Source organism: Chryseobacterium mucoviscidosis (assembly GCF_002177115.1).
Taxonomy (GTDB): Bacteria; Bacteroidota; Bacteroidia; order Flavobacteriales; family Weeksellaceae; genus Chryseobacterium; species Chryseobacterium mucoviscidosis.
Genome location: NZ_MVAG01000193.1, coordinates 105,207 through 124,994 on the forward strand (window position 1 = coordinate 105,207; position 19,788 = coordinate 124,994).

A 19,788-nucleotide genomic window follows, 5' to 3' on the forward strand; every position below is an offset into this window, starting at 1 on the left:
TCAAATAAGGCTATGAAAAAAAGATCGATGTTTTTACTTGCCGGTATTGCAACCTTGTATTACAACAATGCATACGCTCAGGAAACTCCTAAAGATTCCACGAGATCGGCTTCCATCGAACAGGTGGTTATTACGGGTAACTCTAATCCGAAAAAGAAAATAGAATCGAGTACGGCGATTTCTACTTTTACAGCAAAAGAAATCCAGAAACAAAACCCGATCAGTGCGGCAGCTTTGTTGCAGCGTGTTCCCGGTTTTGCGGTAGAAACTTCCGGTGGTGAAGTAGGAAACAACCTTTTCGCAAGAGGTATTCCTTCTGCGGGAGCGTATGAATTTGTACAGGTTCAGGAAGATGGTCTTCCAGTGTTTGAAGACGGAGCATTACAGTTTGCCAATGCAGATAATTTCTTCCGTGTAGACAATTCGGTAAGCCGATTAGAAGCTTTGAGAGGAGGTTCAGGTTCTATTTTTGCGAACAATTCTCCGGGAGGTTTAATTAACTTTATTACCAAAGAAGGCGGAAACGATTTCAGAGGAACGGCAAAACTGGAAACCAGTACTTATGGATTAATGCGTACTGATGTAAATGTAGGAGGAGCTTTGGTTCAGGACAGATTATTCTTCAATGTAGGAGGTTTTTACAGAACGGATGACGGAATCAGAAAAACCGGTTTTAAAGCCAATCAGGGCGGACAGATCAGAATGAATCTGAAATATGTTTTCGATAAAGGTTATGCCAAAATCTATTACAAAAAACTGGATGACAGAAATACATTCTTCCTTCCGATTCCTTTGGTACAGAACGGAAATGATCTGAAAGAGTTTTCCGGTTTTGATGCCAATTACGGAACGTACAGTTACAGAAACATCAGTCAGTTGAATATTCCACAAGTAGGCGGAGGTTTTTTCAGCAGAAATTTAGAGGATGGAATTCATCCGAAAGTTGATGTTCTGGGAGCGGAATTCAAATATGATTTGGGCAGCAATTTCTCTGTTTTAAACAAGACAAGATATACCAATATCAATATGAATTATACAGGAATTTTCCCTGCAGGCGGACCTCAAAGTGCGGCTGATTTTGCCAAAGGGGCAGGAATTGCAGGAAATACATTCCAATATTCAATGGTAAGCAACGGAGCGGTGGTAAATCCGGGCTACGTTCAGAAATTAGGTTTCTGGGCAATTGATAAGCAGATGAATAATTTTGTGAACGATTTGCAGTTCAGTTATAAGTTTGATAAAGGGAATGTAACGGCTGGCTTCTACAAATCTAACTGGAAGTCTCACCAATACTGGAACTGGAGCAATATTTTAACCACAGCCTCAGATAAACCGGAACTTTTGAATTTGGTAGATACTTCATTAACGCCAAACAGTGTAGGTTATTCTAAAACGTACAATGGGGTTACCAATATGTCGTTCCTGTTGAGAGATTCTCAGATTCAGGGAAGTCTGAATGATCTTTACCTGAATTTGGATTACAACATTACCGATGATCTTAGTTTTAACGGAGGAATTCGTTACAGCCGAGATTTCTATAAAGGTTACGGGGTGAACACAACGAGCGGAAACCTTAACAATTCCGGATTGACTACTGACGGAACGCACAGTTTTGCAACAACCACTGCGGACGAAAATATGTCTGTTTTAGGCAATAAATACACGTACTGGAATTTTGATGTGAATAAAGTTTCTTTCACAACGGCGCTGAATTATAAAATCAATAAAGAAAATGCAGTGTATGCCCGTTTCTCCAATGGTTTCAGATCGCCGAATGAGGAAGCATACTACAACAATATGAATAATTTATCTGTTGTAAAGCCGGTAACAACCAATCAGTTGGAAGTGGGATATAAGTACTATTCAAGAACGTTTGATGTGGCGGTAATTCCGTTCTATTCTACATTGAAAAATCTTTCATTTACCGATGTGTATTCAGACGGAAGCTCAGAGAACAAATTTGCAAATACCACGAACTTAGGAGTTGAGCTGGAAGGATACGCAAGATTATTCAACAACGTGTTTGAAGTAACTTTCAACGGAACGATCCAAAGTCCGAAATACAAAGACTTCACGGGAAGAAATGCAGACGGATCTACATTCAATTATGACGGAAATACCGTGAGAAGAATGCCGAAATTCTACTTTAATATTTCTCCTGCGGTAAATCTTACCAAAGAATGGAGAGCTTATGTAAGCATGAATTACTACGGAAAACGTTTTCAGGATGAGAAAAATGCGCAGACTCTGCCTTCTTTCTCAGAATTTGGAGCGGGAACTTCTTATCAGTTAGGCAAAATCCGTTTTGCGGTGGACGGAACCAATATCTTTAATACCATCGGTATTACAGAAGGTGATCCAAGAGCCGGATCTCCATCGGGAGACGGAATTATTATGGCAAGACCAATTATGGGTGCTGCGGTAAGAGCTTCCATTACGCTGGATTTCTAAAATTTATTTCTTCATATAATTGATAAAACCGTCAGGAGTTTTTCTGACGGTTTTTATTTTCAAAAGCCTTCATTTAATGTTTCCATTTTCCTTCAAATTCACCATTGCAAAATGATCCGTTGCCTTTTGCTAAAATTTCACAGTGCGGAAGTTCACGGGATATTTTTGAAAGACCATCAAATGTAAAATTATTGTTCCAAACCTGAATGGTAATCATATTCATATATTTCATTACCGTTAATTTTTTCAAACCAACTTCAGTAATTGATGTTTCCTGAATTTGCAGATTTAGTAAATTATTTATTTCTGTCAAATATGGAATACATTCGTCTGTAAGTTGTGTATTGCCTTTTAACCGAAGATATTGCAGAAATTCTAAATTTTTTAAATATTTTATGCCATCGTTCGTAATTTCAGTGTCCTGTAAATCTAAATTTTCAATTTTACAGCAATTTGAGACATGAGCTAATCCTTCATCATTGAGATTTGAACTGTAAAAATTGGCAGATATAAGATTAGGAAACTGTTTCAGATAAGATAAGTCATTAAAATTAATTGGAGATTCTTCCCATTTCAATGAGAAATGTTCACTGTTTATATCATAATAATGATTACCTATTTTTATTGGATTTTCCATAATCATTATATACTTATTTATATCTTAGTTCTTTTCATTGTTCTTTTCAAATTTTCAAAATCATCATCTTTGTATCTTCTTGAGCCGGATAAATTTATTTCTTTTAAATTTTTTGGAAAAAGATCAGGATTTAAATCTGTAAGTTTTGTCTCGCACAAACCTAAATATTTTAAGTTTAACATTTGGTTGAGGGTTTTTGGTAATTTATTCAGTTCGCAGTTTTCAATACGTAATGTTTTTAATTGATCTAATTGCGATATTGTCTCAGGAACTGTATCAATATCATTTCCTCGAATCATTAAATACTGTAACGATTTTATTCGGGTGAGCCATTCAGGAAAAACTTTTAATGGAAGATTTAGGAGTGAAATTTTTTTTAATTTTTTCAATTCAGCAATTTCTTTCGGAAGTTCAAAATCATCCAAATTATAAATAAAAGGATGTGCCTGAATTTCTAAGGTTCTTAAGTTGATAAATTGCGAAAAAATGGCACCTTTGTCCTTTAGATTGTATTCTATAAACAGCAGACTTAGTTTTTTACAATTCTTTGGATTTTCAAGTGCTTCGCTTAATGATGAAAATTTATTTTTCCTAAAAGAATACATTACAATATTATTACTATCTAAACTTTAAACATTTTGTCCTTTAGCCAATTTTCTCAAATTTTTCAATTTCCCGGTAATCTGATCTGCTCCTTCTTTATTTTTTTCTTTTTTCAGGTTTTCTCTGGCTTTTTTGAAGGAATCAATATAATGATCAAATACCTTTTCTTTAATTAACGGGTCGTCTACAACTTCGTATAATCCGCTTAAGATCCATTCGAAAATACCATATTGGCTTAAGCTTTTATTTAAGAAATTCGTAAGACCAATCACCATTTGCTCATTCCATGATTTGATATTCATAATAGCTCGGAATACATCGGTTGTTGCGGAATAGATTGTCAAGAACCATTCGCCGAGTTCTTGAAAATAGGCTGCTTCTTTATCCTTCCCCTGCTCTTTATAATATTCTGATATAGAGTCGCAGGAGACTTTACTGCTCATGTATCCATTATTAGCCCATAAAAATCCCGATACATCGAAAACTCCATTCATGAGTCCGTTAACAAAAGCGGTAATTCCCATTAAATCATACTTTTGGTCGGTTTGAAGTAAGTCTGAATGGTTGGGTAGTTCGCTTGTTATTTCGTCATATTTATCATTCAAATCCTTATGGTTTGCCCAAAAAGGAAAAAGATTGACAAATAATGCACGTTCTATAATTTCCTGATCCAGTTCTCCGCCATTTTTTGCATAATCCGGCAATTCACTACATGCTTCTAAATATTCTTGAAATGAATCTCCTGCCAGTTTTCTTACCAGTTCTTCTTTGTTCATGTTTAATAATTTTAAATTTTAGGTATTAGTTTATTTGTAAGATTTTTCTATAAATATATTTTTTATTCAATTTCAATAGAATGATAAGCCATCCATCGTTTTAAATTTCCAACCATCCTTTTCAGATGATCTTCATTTAGGAAGATATTTGTCCAGAATTCAAATCTGTCGCACTGCACACTGATGTAATACGTCATGACAGCTAAACAGGCGTAAGATAAGAACTTTTTTTCTTCGTTACTGATTGCTGTTACCGTTTCATAACCTTTTAAAAAACTTTCTGCTTTTACCCAATATTCTTCCTCATTCAGGTTGGTTGCCAAAAGCTGAAACAGAAAGTAAGAAATATCAAAACATAAATAGCCGTTTCCGCAGAAATCAAAATCGAAAAAAGTAACTTCCTTTTCATTATCAATATGCAGATTATCAAACCAGACATCAAGATGTACACTTCCGTATCTCATTTGCTGTCTGTCGAAAGTTTCGAATTTAAGGCTTAAAAATTTAGATAATTTCTCCAGAAAAATAACTTCGGGATTACCATCGTTAAAGATTTTTTTTATCTTTTCAACAGGGTTTATAAGCAGATTTTTTGCGTTATAAGAAATCCTGTTCAGCTCAAAATGCTCTGCCGACTGATGAACTCTGGCTAAAGCCTGTCCGATCAGAAAACTTGTTTCAGAAGAAAATTTTGCTGTCTTTATGCCTTTCGCATAGGAAAATAAAACGCCGAACCTTTTTCCTTCCGGTGCTTCAATTTCCTGAATATAGTCGCCGAATTTGTCTGCGATAGGAAAAGCAACCTGCCGGTTTGCGTCTTTTAAATGAAGAAGAAGCTTTAGTTCTTCCTCAATTTCAGATTTTGTCCGCCAATGATGAGTATACACCCTGAAAACAAATTTCTTTTCCTCATCATGAACCATGTACAAATGATTCATGGCAAGCCGAAAGATGTGGCACTCGGTTTTACCGCTCAGTCCGTATTTTTGTTGAATAAGATATCCGAGATACACGGGATCAAGCGTACTGTTTATAGCAGGGAATTTTTCTGTCATTAATTTAAATTTATATCCGTAAGTGAACAGTACTTTATATGAAACAACCTTGTTTGTAATCAAATGCAAATCAATTTAGATTAAAACAGTAAGGTTCGTATCTAAACTCTCTTAGCTCACCCACACTCAAACACTCTTACTTAAAAAACGGATTATACTCCTTCTCAAACCCGATTTTCGTAGGGTTTCCATGTCCGGAGAAAACCTGAGTGTCGTTATCCAAAATGAAAAGTTTGGTCTTAATTCCGTCAATTAATTGTTCGTAGTTTCCTTTATAAAGATCAGTTCTTCCGATGCTTCCTTCGAACAGAACATCCCCTGAAATAATGAACTTCTGATTTTCGTTATGATAAACCACACTTCCCGGAGAATGCCCCGGAACATGATAGATTTTAAACTTTTCTCCGTCAAAATCCAGTTCGTCACCCTCATTAATATATTGAATTTCCACATTAATATGATCCAGCTCAAAACCGAATCTCATCCCGCTGATCTGGAACATATCCAACACTTCTTTATCTTCTCTGTGCATCAAAACAGGGACTTTATACATGTCAAAAGCCCATTGTAAGCCTAAAACATGATCAATATGAGCGTGCGTTAAAAGAATTTTTTCAATTTTCAGTTCATTTTCTGAAATGAAACTTTCGATCGCTTTGGTTTCCTGTCCGTTCATATTTCCGGGATCAAATAACCATGCTTTTTTATTTTCATTATAAAGGATATAAGTGTTTTCGCTTGCAAAATTGAATACGAAACCTTGAATCTGAAGCATATTCTGAATATTTTTATTGGAAACAAAGGTAGCTACAAAAGTTTTTGTTTAAAAATAAAACTTGTTTAAACTAATTTCAGAATTAACCGCAAAAGGGACAAAAGATAATTTTAAAGCGAATTTTTAGAATAATCAAAGCGCTCAAAAGAATAAAAATCAAAGATTTTTAAAAACTGTTGTGAGCTTTTTCATTTATAATGATCAGCTTCAAATAAAAATAGTAGATCTTTTGTGACTCGTATGTTTGCATATCAAAAATTTACGTTTACATAGGATAACCAAAAAGCTAAGGGACAGAAGAAATATTTTGTGACAGGTAGTTGATTTGATTTTAATATACCGTAAAAAGAAAGATTCTCTGTCTCTAAGTTTCTCCAAAATCTGAACAGTACTTAGGGAATGAATAAATATCCCGGATAATTACGAGAAAAGATAATCGGAAACTGCGGCTTTATAAAAAATAATATGATGAAAAAACAGTGTGTTGGCATTGACATATCCAAGGATCATCTTGATTGCTGTATCGGATGTATAGATTCTGACCAGAATCATAAGCTGCAAAATAACAAAAGGTTTTCGAATAATGAAACCGGTTTTAAGGCACTGCTGAATTGGGTTTCAGATCTTCAGGTTACAGAAAATTTGATGTATGTAATGGAAGCTACAGGAGTTTATTATGAAAATCTGATTTATTATCTCACAGAAAACGACTGTAAAGCATCGGTTTTATTGCCCAATATGGTAAAACACTATGTCAAAAGTTTGAACATAAAGACGAAAACGGATAAGGTAGATGCTGAAGTTTTATGTAGGCTGGGCTTGGAAAGAAGACTTGGATTTTGGCAAAAACCATCCGGAATCATGCGGGAGCTTAAGTTCTTAAGCAGAGAGTATCGCGAGATAAAATATAAAATAAATCAGGTCAAAAACCAGCTTCATGCAAGATTTTACAGTTATCAATGCCCTGAAAGTACAGAACAAAGATTAAAAAGACAGATTGCATTGCTCGAAACTCAGGCACTGGAGATAGAGGCAGAGATAAGAACTTTGGTGATGACAGACCGCTCTTTTTATGATAAAATACAGCGGGTATGCACGATCCCGGGAGTGAGTTTTATAACAGTTGTTTGCGTTGTGGCTGAAACAAATGCATTTGCCTTAATCTCCAATTCCAAACAGCTTACCAGTTATGCAGGTCTTGATATACAGCAGAACCAGTCTGGCAGCAGAGAGGGAAAAACAAGAATTTCGAAAAAAGGAAACAGCTTTATTCGGTATGCGCTTTATATGCCGGCATTGTGTGCCAGTAGATTTAATCCCTCGATGAAATCTTTTTACAGAAATTTAACGGAACGGAAACCTGCAAAAAAAATAGCGGTAACAGCCGTAGCGAGAAAGTTATTGTGTTTAATCTACGTTCTCTGGAAAAAAGAGGAAGAATTCAATATCAATTATGAAGAAAATAAAAATACAGACAGGGTTTCGCCTGTCTGAACGGGATAAACAATAGCTTTCCCAAAAAATAGTTTAAACAAATTTAAAAAATAATTTGCATATTAACACAGTACCTTTTGCGGTTAAATAAAAGTTTAAACAGACTTATAGTTTTGATTTAAATTTTAACCGCAAAAGATGCAAAAGATTATTGGATTTATTTAAAGTATTTCAAAAGCCTGCAAAGAGAAAAAATCTTTGATTTTTTAAACTTATGTGTGCTTTTTTCCTATTTAATTATTAAATTTAAATAACCTGAGTTCGGGATAAGAAATAAATTTAGATATTTGATTTATAGCATTATATTAATTTATCGCAAAGAAAAACAAAAGATTTTTTTTAATTATTAAAAGTTGGTAAGTTAAACAAAGGCACTTCGTTTATTTAAAAAAGACAAAAATGGTATTACTTTGATAAGTTTTACGCCTTCGTATATCTTAAAAGCTGAATTCCTGATAATTGAATCTCTTTGTTTAACCTTGCGTTTAATAAGAATTATCCCGAACTTAGGATAAATAACTAAAATGTAAAATCTTTTGCGGTTAAGATAAAATTCAGGCATTTTTTAATGAATAAAGATATGTTGCTTTGTTGTTTAAAAACGATTTTTCTTTATCTTCGTCATAATGAAAACATTGCAGCTACTTTTACTTTCTCTTGGCGGATTGGTTTTTGGACAGAACATCCAGAGTATTCAACTGTTCAATCCACAAACCAATGACGAAACACCGGTTATTAATTTTAATCAGCAGTTGGTTTTAAGTTTCGATGATCTTACCAACGCAAGTGAAATCTACAGATATACCTTAAAGCATTACAACAGAAACTGGGAAGACGATAATCTGTTTTTTACCGAGTTTGCCAACGGAAGTTTAAATGGTTTGCTGGATAAATTTCAGTACTCTTTCAACACCCTGCAATCGTACACCCATTACACACTGAACTTTCCGAATGAAAAAATGCAGCCAAAAATTTCAGGAAATTTTGAACTGATCGTTTATAAAGATTCTGCCGAGAAGCCTCTTTTTAAAAGAAGATTTTACGTCGTGGAGGATGCGGCAACTTTAGCTTTGGGAATTTCAAGATTTGCTGATGCCAGAAAACCTGATGCCAACCAAAGGGTAGAAGTGAAAGCCGTTCCGAAAGGGGGAGATTTGGCCTCGAATGTCAATTCCATGACACTGAATGTAATGCAGAACAATAATCCTAATGTTACAATAAATAATTTAAAACCAAGTGCCACATTGGGGAACCAGCTTCTTTTTCAGCAGTTGTCATTGGTGTTTCCCGGAAATAACGAGTTTTATTATTTCGATAATAAAAATATGAATATGGCAGCAGATATGGTTCGTGCAACCGAACTTTTGGAAGGAGTCAACCAGACTTATCTTCATCCGGTCTGGGCTTTCCCGCTGAATTATCAGTATCAGCCAGACGTTAACGGAGCTTGGTATTACCGAAGAAACGATCTGGGAAGAGAAAGAGATGCCACAAGAGAGGCAGATTATTCATGGGTGTATTTCTATCTCGATTCTGAACCTACGGACAAAGAAATTTTTGTTTTGGGAGGTTTTAATAATTTTAAGCCAAGTAAAGAAAACCAGATGCAGTATGATGAAGCTTCAAAAAAATATGTAGCAAAAATATATCTGAAGCAGGGTTTTTACAACTACATTCTGGCAACAAAAAATCCTGACGGAACGCTGAATTTCGGTGAAGTGAACGGGAATTTCTGGCAGACGGAAAATCTTTATCAGGCATTTTTATATTATGCTCCTTTCGGAAGAAATTATGACGGATTAATGGGGTATGGTGAATTCAGAACGCCGGTGAGATAATTTTTTTAAGGCTTTAATTTATTTACAAAAGATTTGAACTGAAAATCTATAATTAAAAAACCTCACAGATAAATCCGTGAGGTTTGCATATAATAATAGTGTGGAAGTTGCGTAAATCTATGTTTTGAATACGGCTGTAATCAGAATATTTTTTTCATCTTCAAAAAGATAATGAATGTTTACGGGATAACCCTGCATTGTTTCAACAAGGGTTTCCTGAAATCTTTTTTTCTCTTTTTCTGAAATTGCGTTTACACATTCTTTTAATTCTTCTAAAAAATCAATGCCTTTATTTTGTTTTTCGGCATTAAAAACTCTCATAAGGAGTCTTATGTCGTTTTTGGCGATAGAAGAGAGCAGTATATTCATTTTAAGCACAAAACTTTTTCAGCTCAGAAATGTTTTCATAGAAATCCAGTTTGGTTTTGGGGTTTTCCTTATGAAACTGAATTCTGTATAGAATTTCATCCATGCAGAATTGTGGTATTTCTGCTGTTCTTTCTGTCTCAAAATTTTCTATCATTTGTGCAAAAGCTTCCAGCATTTCAGAATTTAAGTTCTCAATTTTATTTTTCAGAATTTCTACAGTTGCATTCATCATTTCTTTATTTAAGAGATTGAACTTTTTATTTGATAGGGTAAAGGTAATGAAAAATTATTTTATTTTAAAAATTTATTTAATTTTTAAGGGGGTATTTTATTTATTTGCTATTTTTTTTATCATTTTTAATTTTTTTATAGGGGTGTTTTTTTATTTTATCGATTATTTGTTTTTGTAGAATAGTGGAGTTTTTGTATATAATTCAAATAACTTTGAATTATAATGCACTACATAGTGAAAAATTTTAATTCAAGAATCTATGATTTATATTAAAAATTTTAACATAAAATATAGTTTCATATTAAATTTTACATAAATAATGACACTTATGATAAAATTGTAATTGTGATTTTTATGTCGATAAATAATTTCTATTGAATAATTAATATTTATTTCGTTAATTTGGTAAAGAGTTTATGTTAATTAAATTTAAAACCATTAAATATTTATTATGAAAATGAAATTTATCCTAGTGTCAAGTGTTGCTGTATGCTCTTTTGTTTTCGGGCAAAATGTTCCTTCAAAATTAATTCCGGCGAAAGACGGATTGCATGCAGATTTTATGAGATTCGAAAAAGACAGACCTGCTTTTCAGGGCAGTCCCGTTTTGTTCGATGAAGCTTCGCAGAGACTTTCTCAGGCTCAAGGTCGTAAGTTGGGATTTGAAAAAGATCAGTTGGGATTTGAAACACACAGATTCCAGCAGACCATTGATGGTATTCCTGTAGAATACGGAATGATGGCTGTACAGACAAAAGACGGCAAGATTGTAGGAGAGTCCGGAAAATGGATCGTTAAAACTCCGAAAAATTTAGAGAAAAGCGCAAAAATTTCAGAAAACATTGCTTTACAGAATGCAATGGCATTTGTAGGGGCTGAATCTTACAAATGGCAGAATAAAGAAGAAGAAGAATTCATTAAAAAAGAATCTAATGATGCCAATGCTTCTTTTGCTCCTAAAGGTGAAGTAGTTTATTACTCTGATCCGTCAGATGAAAAAATGAACGACTTAAAATTAGCCTATAAATTTGATATCTATGCAGAAAAACCTTTAAGCAGACAATATGTTTTCGTAGATGCAAAAGACGGAAAAGTATTGGGGGTTGATGCAATCATTCATGAAGTAAACGCACCGGGAACGGCAGTTACAGGATACAGCGGTACGAGAAGCATCGTATCAGATTCTTACAACGGAAGCTACAGACTGAGAGAAACAGGAAGAAACGGCGGAACAGCAGTGCAGACCTTCAACCTGAAAAAGGGAACCAGCTACGCTTCAGCAGTAGATTTTACAGATGCGGATAACACATGGAATAATGTTAATACAAACAAAGACGAGTATGCAACCGATGCACATTGGGGTGCCGAAATGACTTTGGATTATCTGTACACAAAATTCGGAAGAAAGAGTATTGATAACAACCATTTTGCGATAAAATCTTACGTGCATTATTCTACTAACTATTTTAATGCGTTCTGGGACGGAACGAGAATGACGTATGGTGATGGAAGTTCATCTACCAATGGAGGAAAACCTCTTACAGCGTTAGATGTTTGCGGACATGAGATTGCTCACGGAATGACTTCCAAAACAGCAAACCTTGCTTACCAGAGAGAATCCGGAGCATTGAATGAAGGTTTCTCCGATATTTTCGGAAATTCAATAGAACGTTGGGCAAGACCTACACAGAATAGTTGGAAATTAGGAGAAGATTTCAGCTACGTGATCAGAGATATGGCAAACCCGAATGCTTACGGACAGCCGGATACTTATCTTGGAACATACTGGAAGACTACAACGACAACAGGTTGTGTAACTCCTTCCCAAACCAATGACTATTGTGGAGTTCATACTAATTCGGGAGTTCTTAATTTCTGGTATTATTTATTAGTAACCGGAGGAAGCGGAACCAATGACAAAGGATTTGCTTACAATGTTACAGGAATCGGTCTGGATAAAGCAGCGGCAATTGCTTACAGAACACTGACTACTTATTTGTCTTCTTCATCTACTTTCCTGAATGCAAGAACATATTCTCTTCAGGCTGCTGCAGATTTATACGGTGCAGGAAGTGCTGAAGTTACTCAGGTTACCAACGCATGGAATGCCGTAGGAGTAGGAGGCGGAACTTCTGCAGCAGGAAAAACGGCTGTTTCGGACGCATTGCTTTACACCATCAGTCCAAATCCGGCAACAGATAAATTTACCGTTTCATTCGATGGTAAAGAAGGAAGCGGAGTGGTAGAAGTAATGAGCTTAACAGGAAAAAGAGAAATTTCCGAGAAAGTGAAATTAACGGACGGAGCAAACAGAGTGGAAATTCAGCTTCCGGGTAATATGCTTCCGGGAATTTACGTAGTAACCGTAAACGGACAAAAAGCAGGGAACTTAATTAAAAAATAATAGTATACCATAATATTTTTAAAAGCAAGACCACAGAAATTTTTCTGTGGTCTTCTTTATTGTTCTTGAGATTTAAAAGGTACTATACCAGATAAAACTCATGAAGTTTTTCCTCGCAAAGTGTTTTTACCACTTCAATCCATCGGTCTTCATCATTAAGACACGGAATGTAATGGAAACTTTCTCCACCGCCGTGTAAAAACTGCTCTTTTCCTTCTACGGAAATTTCTTCCAGTGTTTCCAGACAGTCTGAAACGAAAGCCGGACAGACAATTGCCAGGTTTTTTACTCCTTTTTTAGGGATGGTTTCAAGCGTTTCATCGGTGTAAGGTTCGATCCATTTGTCTTTTCCTAATCTCGACTGGAAAGAAACAATGGTTTTTTCCTTCGGAAGATTCAGTTTTTCAATTACCAGATTGGTTGTTTTAAAACATTGGTGACGGTAGCAAAACGTATGACTCGGATTGCTTTCTCTGGAACAGCAGTCGTTCAGATTACACGTTTTCGTTGGATCGGTTTTATAAATATGTCTTTCCGGAACTCCGTGATAAGAAAACTGAAGCGCATCGAAATTTTCAGGAAGTTTTTCTCTGATGCTTTCCGCTAAACAGTTGATGTAAATATCACGATCGTAAAAAGGCTGAATATAATTGATCTTTACCTTCGGAAACTTCTGTTTTCTTACTTCTTCTGCTTTTTCCACCACCGTTTCTGTCGTGCTCATCGCATACTGAGGATACAGCGGGAAAAGTACAATCTCGGAAACTCCTCGATCTACCAGTTTCTGAATTCCGGCTTCAATACTCGGCTGTGCATATCTCATCCCTATTTCCACAGGAACATCCACCACTTTCTGAAGTTTCTTCTGAATTTTTTCTGTGATCACGATAAGCGGCGAACCTTCGTCCGTCCAAACCGTTTTATAGGCTTCCGCAGATTTTTTCGGTCTTGTGTTCAGGATAATTCCCTGTACCAGAAGTGCACGGAAAAACCAGCGGTAATCGATCACTTTTTCATCCATCAGGAATTCATCCAGATATTCTCTTACATCATTTACTGCCGTAGATTTCGGCGAACCAAGATTTACTAATAAAATTCCTTTCATAAAATATAAATAATGAGTAATGGTAATGAGTAATTTAATAGAGCTTATTACTGATTACTTATGTTTTTATCCGTTTACAGCTTCCACTTTTTCTACTAAATCCGGAACAAACTGTTTTAAAATATTTTCAATTCCGCCTTTTAGCGTAGCTGTTGAGCTTGGACATCCTGAACAGGCACCCTGTAAAAGCATTTTTGCGGTTTTGTTTTCTTTGTCATATTCCATTAAAGAAATTTTTCCACCGTCGTTTTCCACCGCAGGAGCTACATATTCATTTAAAATATCAGAAATTTTCTGTTCGTCGTCTGTATATTCTCTGTTGATGATTTTTTCAACCGGATTTTCATGCTTCTGGGCTTCAATATTTGAAATTTCGCCTCCGTTTTGCAGGTATTCTGCAATTAATGCACGAACCGTCATCATTACCTGATGCCATTCTACAGAATTATCTCTCGTAACTGCCACAAAATTATCGGAAATAAAAACTTCTTTCGCAAAATCGAATTCATTGAAAATTGCCTGAGCCAAAGGAACACCTTCCGCCGCGTCTCTTGATTTTACCTCTACAAAACCTTCAAGCAGCAACTTGTTCGAAACAAATTTCATTACATTCGGGTTCGGAGTCATTTCCGCATAGATCTGGTACATTTCTTTTTTCTTCTGAAGATAAATTCTAGGGTTTGCAAGCAATTCGTCCTCAATTACATTTTTAAGGCTTTCTGCCACGTGTTCCCATTCTACCGTATCCTGTTTTGCAACTGCTACAAAATTTGCCGTGATGAAAATTCTTTCCACAAACGGATAATTGAAAAGTTCCTGAGCAATCGGAATTTCTGAAATATCTGAATCTCTGTCCAACTCCAAAGATCCCGGAATGAGATTGTAATCTGCTACAAATTTCATCACTTTCGGGTTTTCGGTTGGCTCTATAAGTATCGTACGCATTTTTTCTTTAAATTTGAGATACAAAAATACGCAATTAGAAATAAGAAGCCGGAAGTTGGGAGTTAGATTTTTGCTATCACTGTAATTTACAATCTATGATTTCAATCGATCATTTTCAACTTGGCGCATTATAAAATTTTCAAAATAAAAAATATGGCACTTATAAAAGAACTTTTAGGGAAAGCCCCACAAATAGGAGAAAATACATTTTTAGCAGAAACAGCAACCATTATCGGAGATGTTACGATGGGAAAAGACTGCAGCATTTGGTATAACGCGGTGATTAGAGGAGATGTTCACTACATCAAAATGGGGAATAAAGTAAATGTTCAGGACAATGCAATGTTACACTGTACGTACCAGAAACATCCTTTGAATATCGGAAACAATGTATCCATCGGTCATAATGCGATTGTTCACGGATGTACCATTAAAGACAATGTGCTTATCGGAATGGGAGCAATTGTAATGGACGACTGTCTTGTGGAAGAAAACTCGATCATTGGAGCAGGATCTGTGGTAACGCAGGGAACCCATGTAAAATCGGGAGAAGTTTGGGGCGGTGTTCCGGCAAGAAAAATTAAAGACATCAATTCGCAGCTTCTGGAAGGAGAAGTGAACAGAATTGCAGATAATTATGTGAAATATTCTTCATGGTATAAAGAAAACGTGAAAAATTTGGAAGGATAAATTTTAATTTGATGGTGAATGGTGAATTTTGCTTCGCAAGTAAATTTTTCACAGTAAATTCAAATTCATAAAAATAAAAAGCATTGCTGAAATCTTCAGTAATGCTTTTTTATCCTTAGTGAAATTCCTGATAGAATTTTATAATAGTTTTTTAATAAATCAGTTCGGCTTTACCTTTTATACATTTAATTGCAGTAGGAGGATTCACCATCATACAGTCCGACATAATTCCGTATTTCTGGTTAAATGCTTTTACTTTTTCAGTATAATCATCAATTCTGCTTAGAATACTTTTCTCCATTTTTTTAGGATAGGCAATGTACAGTTGAGGTCCGCCGCAGGATTTTGCGCCCATCGGAGCGAAAGCCCATTCAGTTGCATCCGTACATTTTTCTTTCGTAACTTCAGATTCAATGGAAACCCGAATTCTGTCGAGCTGCGCCTGATCGTATTTCTGGCTGCTTTCATCGGCAGGTCTTTCTGCGATATCCTGAGGAAGATTGGCGTTTGCTTCTTTTGCGGTTCCGCAGGAAACAAATACTACCGAAATACTGAATAATACGACAGAAATATAAGAAAGAGGTTTTAGCATAATTACTTTTTTCTGTTTCAAAATTTTCAAAACTTATGCCAAGATAAGGATTTTAAGTTTCATTTCCGTAATTTTGACAGCGATGAACAATCATTTTTTTGACTTAATAGAACATACCAACCGAAGCGTATTTTTAACGGGAAAAGCAGGAACAGGAAAGACGACTTTCCTCAACGATTTTGTAAAACGTACCAGAAAAAAACACATCGTTGTTGCTCCTACAGGAATTGCAGCCATTAATGCAGGTGGCGTAACCATTCATTCTATGTTTGGACTGCCGTTAAGAACGTTTTTACCGACCACGGAAAGAATTGATACGAGTCTGGCAAATAATATTGCAGACCTGATGCCTCATTTCAAATACAGAAAAGATAAGCTTAAACTTTTGCGGGAAGTAGAGGTGATTATTATTGATGAGGTTTCCATGCTTCGATCCGATGTCCTGGATATGATGGATTTTTCTCTGAGGTTTATCCGTAGAAATAATCAGCGTTTTGGAGGGGTTCAGATGTTGTTCATCGGGGATTTGTATCAGCTTCCGCCGGTTGTGAGAGATGAGCATATTCTTAAAATGTACTACAATTCGCCTTTCTTTTTTGATAGCCATGCGATTAAGGAAATCCCATTAATTACCATAGAACTTACTAAAGTTTACCGTCAGTCGGATGAAGATTTTCTTGCGATTCTGAATGCCATCCGTGACGGAGATATTGCGAATATAGATTTTGAAAGGCTAAACGAAAGATATGATCCGGATTTTAATTCCGGAGACGAACCTTATGTTTATCTCTGTTCGCACAATAAAATGGCAGACGATATCAATCAGGAAAAACTCGACGAAATAAAAGTAACATCCAAAACCTACGAAGCCAAACTTTTCGGAGAATTTAAAGAGAACCAGTTCCCGAACGAACAGTTTTTAGACCTGAAAATCGGAGCGCAGATTATGTTTATCCGAAATGATATTTCCGGAGAAAAAAGATATTTCAACGGAAAACTGGGCGAAATTTCTGCGTTGGACGAAAATGAAATTAAAGTAATTCTGGATGGTAGCGAAAGGGAAATTACCGTAAAACGTGAAGTCTGGGAACAGAAAAAATATTTTCTGGATACCGATAAAAACATCAAAGAAGAAGTTTTGGGGAGTTTCGAACAGTTTCCGATAAAATTAGCATGGGCGGTTACCATTCATAAAAGTCAGGGTTTAACCTTTGACCGTGTGATTATTGATGCCGGAAAAAGTTTTACCGCAGGACAGGTGTATGTTGCTTTATCGCGTTGCCGTACTTTGGAAGGAATTGTTCTGAAATCTAAAATTACGCCTGAAGTTATCTTTAAAGACAACAGAATTCTGCATTTCCATACCGATACGGTTGCGAATGATCAGGTTGAAAAGATTTTAAATAACGAAAAATACGATTACAGCATCAGGAAAGTACTTCGTGCAGTCGATTCTCAGTGGCTTTTAAAAGAAGTTGAAGACTGGAACAATCTTTCAATTGTAACGAAAAGTCTGGATCATCTTAAAACAAAGCAATTATATAACCAGTTAAAACCTGAAATCGTTAATCTCGGCAAAATTTTTGAAAAACTGGAAAGGGTTATTTCTCAAAAGGTGAATAATTTCATTGAGCAGAAAGAAGAATGGTCTGAAATTGAAAGCAAAACCAAAGGTGCGGTGAACTTCTTTTTTACTGAAATCAGAGATAAGGTTTTCAGTCCGCTGAAAGATTTTTATGCTGAAATTAAAGGAACAAAAGGTCTGAAACAGTATAACGAAGATTTCCGGGTTTGGCTGGAAGATATTGAAGAATATTTAAACAGTTTAAAGGAAATTTATTTGCTGGAAACGAAACTTCTGGATGAGATCAATAACAAGGAAGTGAGCATGAAAGTGGCGAAAGTCCCGTCTCAGGTTCTTACGTTCCAGTTGTTTGAACAGGGGAAAACCATCGGGGAAATCGCTCTTGAAAGAGGTTTGGTGAAAGAAACCGTGATCGGTCATCTCGCAAAATTTGCAGAACAGGGATTGCTCGATATTTCAAGAGTGGTCACTTCAGATAAAATAAAAGCCTTTGAAGATATTTTCTACAAAGATCCCAAAGAAACTTTAACGGAGTGGAAAAATGTTCTCCCGAGTGATTTTGAATTTAATGAAATCCGGATTCTGATCAATCATTTTAATTATCTGAAGGAGAAAAATCAATAAAATATTGCTGATGTATCAGCCACAAACCTCACAGGTTTTTAAAACCTGTGAGGTTTTTTTATCATAATTTTTTTTTTGAAGAATAAATTCAGATGAATTTTTGTATTTTTAGGTCTTAAATCCTCATCACAATGAAATATCTATTTACTTTTTTGTTTGCGTTTTTACTGAATGCAGATCACGATTCTAAATTCAATTATGATCTCCTCATTGGTTCATGGTCGCAGAAATCCATTGCGAACAGCAATTCTACCGGAATATTCACCTTTAAAAAAGACAGTACGGCAAGTCTTGAAATGATCGATCAGGCTTCCAACGGAATGATTGGCGGAATGACCGGTCCTTATAAAATTGAAAAAACCAAAGGAAATTTGAAAATTACTTTAATGGGAAAAGAAAAGACATTTGAAATTCAGGAACTGAGCAAAGATGTCTTGGTAATTCAGAATAAAAAAGAAGGTAAAGAAAAACAGGTTTTTAAACGGTACATTGATAAATAGCTTTAATTTAAGATTGTCATAAAAACGCCTTTATGATCACTCACCACATTTTTATCCACAAAAATTCCGTATTCTGTATTTTCTGAAAAACCTTTCGGAATAACAATATGATCAATATTTTCTTCAATTTCTGAAGTTACAGGGATGATATTTAATTCTTCAAAAAGATTTTTTAAAGCTTCTGTTGTTTTTAAATTAATTGAAAATTGTTCCTCTCCTTTTCGGAAGGAGGTATTAAAATCGCCAACGATAAAAATATTTTTGTTCTCAGCTTCAATTTTTCGGCAATCGCGAATGGTATTCTGTAATTCGATATCAACAAAAGGTTTTCGGTTAAACCAAGTTCCGATAATGGTGCAGTAGAAAACAATTTTTCCCAATTCTGTTTCGAATTCCAAAGCGAGATTGGTTTTATCATCTGCCACAGCATATTTTTTCGAATAGGGAATTTTAGAGTATAAAACTGTCCGGAAAGCTTTTTCTCCATTTAAATATTCTGAATAATTGAGATTTTCATAAACGGTGTTCTCAGGAATTGGCGAACAGAGATATTTATATGGGAAATTTTGAAGATCAAGATCAATGGCTTCCGTGAGAATAAGGAAATCAAATTCAAACTGATTAAGAAATTCTGCGGTTCCTGAAGGTTTCTTTTTTCTTGCCCAATCGATGTTGAGGGTTGCGATTTTCAATAGTCTCTGTTTAAAATTAATTTCCGTTGATTGTTGTCATAATAACTTGCATAACGACTTGTATCTTTGAAGAATATTTCTTCATTTTCTATTTCATTAAATCTTTGCTTATCGGTCTTTGCAAAATCAATTACCGTAAATGTATTTTCGTCTAAAATGATTTTGGAAATGGATTTTATAATTACGTTAAAAAATAACAAAATAGGATGCTCTTCACTATCAAATCCCAAGTTATTATTTTCTCCTCCTAAAAATAAAAATTCTCGATAAGCGTCTGGAAATTTATGTCCTGCAAAATTTTCCATTTCTTTTATTTTTGTTTCATTAATCCCTTCATTTATTCTATTATCAATTTCAGGATTATTTTTCATTATTTTTAAATATTTTATTTCCATTATTTCAAATAAAAAATGAAAAAATT

The 19,788-nt window shown here is 35.1% G+C and carries 19 protein-coding genes; 7 read left to right on the top strand and 12 right to left on the bottom strand.

The window, feature by feature from the left end; translation table 11 throughout:
* Positions 1–12: 12 nt before the first annotated feature.
* Complete coding sequence (locus B0E34_RS19960) at positions 13–2,451, top strand: TonB-dependent receptor (protein WP_087712321.1); 2,439 nt, start codon at positions 13–15, stop codon at positions 2,449–2,451.
* Positions 2,452–2,524: 73 nt separating this feature from the next.
* On the opposite strand, the gene B0E34_RS19965 is transcribed toward B0E34_RS19960, so the two are convergent.
* From B0E34_RS19965 to B0E34_RS19985, 5 genes are all read right to left on the bottom strand, one after another.
* Entirely contained in the window at positions 2,525–3,088 is a 564-nt protein-coding gene (locus B0E34_RS19965) for a leucine-rich repeat domain-containing protein (protein ID WP_123956716.1), read from the bottom strand.
* 17 nt (positions 3,089–3,105) lie between these two features.
* Positions 3,106–3,693, bottom strand: a complete 588-nt coding sequence (locus B0E34_RS19970) for a leucine-rich repeat domain-containing protein (RefSeq protein WP_087712325.1) — start codon at positions 3,691–3,693, stop codon at positions 3,106–3,108.
* A gap of 24 nt (positions 3,694–3,717) precedes the next feature.
* Positions 3,718–4,467 carry a hypothetical protein gene (locus B0E34_RS19975; RefSeq protein WP_087712327.1) on the bottom strand — a complete coding sequence of 250 codons (750 nt, stop codon included), beginning with the start codon at positions 4,465–4,467 and terminating at the stop codon, positions 3,718–3,720.
* A gap of 62 nt (positions 4,468–4,529) precedes the next feature.
* A complete protein-coding gene (locus B0E34_RS19980) occupies positions 4,530–5,522 on the bottom strand; it encodes a phosphotransferase (RefSeq protein ID WP_087712424.1) in 993 nt (330 codons plus the stop codon).
* Between the two features lie 136 nt (positions 5,523–5,658).
* Positions 5,659–6,297: an MBL fold metallo-hydrolase gene (locus B0E34_RS19985; protein ID WP_087712329.1), complete on the bottom strand. Its 639-nt coding sequence runs from the start codon at positions 6,295–6,297 to the stop codon at positions 5,659–5,661.
* A gap of 468 nt (positions 6,298–6,765) precedes the next feature.
* On the opposite strand from B0E34_RS19985, the gene B0E34_RS19990 reads away from it, so the two are divergent.
* Complete coding sequence (locus tag B0E34_RS19990) at positions 6,766–7,791, top strand: IS110 family RNA-guided transposase (RefSeq protein WP_165763034.1); 1,026 nt, start codon at positions 6,766–6,768, stop codon at positions 7,789–7,791.
* 626 nt (positions 7,792–8,417) lie between these two features.
* A complete protein-coding gene (locus B0E34_RS20000; protein WP_087712335.1) occupies positions 8,418–9,629 on the top strand; it encodes a type IX secretion system plug protein in 1,212 nt (403 codons plus the stop codon).
* Between the two features lie 117 nt (positions 9,630–9,746).
* Here B0E34_RS20000 and B0E34_RS20005 read toward each other — a convergent pair whose 3' ends face one another.
* Both B0E34_RS20005 and B0E34_RS20010 read right to left on the bottom strand, forming a co-directional pair.
* Positions 9,747–9,998 (bottom strand): hypothetical protein, encoded by a 252-nt coding sequence (locus B0E34_RS20005; protein ID WP_076390899.1) that lies wholly within the window; start codon positions 9,996–9,998, stop codon positions 9,747–9,749.
* A 1-nt stretch (position 9,999) separates the two neighbouring features.
* Positions 10,000–10,227: a hypothetical protein gene (locus B0E34_RS20010; RefSeq protein ID WP_076390900.1), complete on the bottom strand. Its 228-nt coding sequence runs from the start codon at positions 10,225–10,227 to the stop codon at positions 10,000–10,002.
* A 460-nt stretch (positions 10,228–10,687) separates the two neighbouring features.
* Here B0E34_RS20010 and B0E34_RS20015 point away from each other — a divergent pair, with 460 nt between their 5' ends.
* Positions 10,688–12,634: a M4 family metallopeptidase gene (locus B0E34_RS20015; RefSeq protein WP_165763035.1), complete on the top strand. Its 1,947-nt coding sequence runs from the start codon at positions 10,688–10,690 to the stop codon at positions 12,632–12,634.
* Positions 12,635–12,716: 82 nt separating this feature from the next.
* On the opposite strand, the gene hemH is transcribed toward B0E34_RS20015, so the two are convergent.
* Both hemH and B0E34_RS20025 read right to left on the bottom strand, forming a co-directional pair.
* Positions 12,717–13,739 (bottom strand): ferrochelatase, encoded by a 1,023-nt coding sequence (gene hemH / locus B0E34_RS20020; protein ID WP_087712339.1) that lies wholly within the window; start codon positions 13,737–13,739, stop codon positions 12,717–12,719.
* Positions 13,740–13,805: 66 nt separating this feature from the next.
* Positions 13,806–14,684: a NifU family protein gene (locus tag B0E34_RS20025; protein WP_087712341.1), complete on the bottom strand. Its 879-nt coding sequence runs from the start codon at positions 14,682–14,684 to the stop codon at positions 13,806–13,808.
* Positions 14,685–14,837: 153 nt separating this feature from the next.
* Here B0E34_RS20025 and B0E34_RS20030 point away from each other — a divergent pair, with 153 nt between their 5' ends.
* A complete protein-coding gene (locus B0E34_RS20030) occupies positions 14,838–15,374 on the top strand; it encodes a gamma carbonic anhydrase family protein (protein ID WP_087712425.1) in 537 nt (178 codons plus the stop codon).
* Positions 15,375–15,525: 151 nt separating this feature from the next.
* Here the strand turns inward: B0E34_RS20030 and B0E34_RS20035 are convergent, their stop codons facing one another.
* On the bottom strand, positions 15,526–15,966 hold the full coding sequence (locus B0E34_RS20035; RefSeq protein ID WP_087712426.1) for a hypothetical protein: 441 nt from the start codon (positions 15,964–15,966) through the stop codon (positions 15,526–15,528).
* An 82-nt stretch (positions 15,967–16,048) separates the two neighbouring features.
* Between B0E34_RS20035 and B0E34_RS20040 the strand changes: the two genes are divergently transcribed.
* Together B0E34_RS20040 and B0E34_RS20045 are read left to right on the top strand one after the other, a co-directional pair.
* Positions 16,049–18,175, top strand: a complete 2,127-nt coding sequence (locus tag B0E34_RS20040) for a helix-turn-helix domain-containing protein (RefSeq protein ID WP_087712343.1) — start codon at positions 16,049–16,051, stop codon at positions 18,173–18,175.
* A 131-nt stretch (positions 18,176–18,306) separates the two neighbouring features.
* Positions 18,307–18,675: a lipocalin family protein gene (locus tag B0E34_RS20045; RefSeq protein WP_087712344.1), complete on the top strand. Its 369-nt coding sequence runs from the start codon at positions 18,307–18,309 to the stop codon at positions 18,673–18,675.
* Positions 18,676–18,677: 2 nt separating this feature from the next.
* Here the strand turns inward: B0E34_RS20045 and B0E34_RS20050 are convergent, their stop codons facing one another.
* Together B0E34_RS20050 and B0E34_RS20055 are read right to left on the bottom strand one after the other, a co-directional pair.
* Positions 18,678–19,367, bottom strand: a complete 690-nt coding sequence (locus B0E34_RS20050; protein WP_087712345.1) for an endonuclease/exonuclease/phosphatase family protein — start codon at positions 19,365–19,367, stop codon at positions 18,678–18,680.
* A complete protein-coding gene (locus tag B0E34_RS20055; RefSeq protein WP_123956718.1) occupies positions 19,364–19,738 on the bottom strand; it encodes a hypothetical protein in 375 nt (124 codons plus the stop codon). The genes B0E34_RS20050 and B0E34_RS20055 overlap by 4 nt, the downstream gene beginning before the upstream one ends.
* Positions 19,739–19,788: the final 50 nt, after the last annotated feature.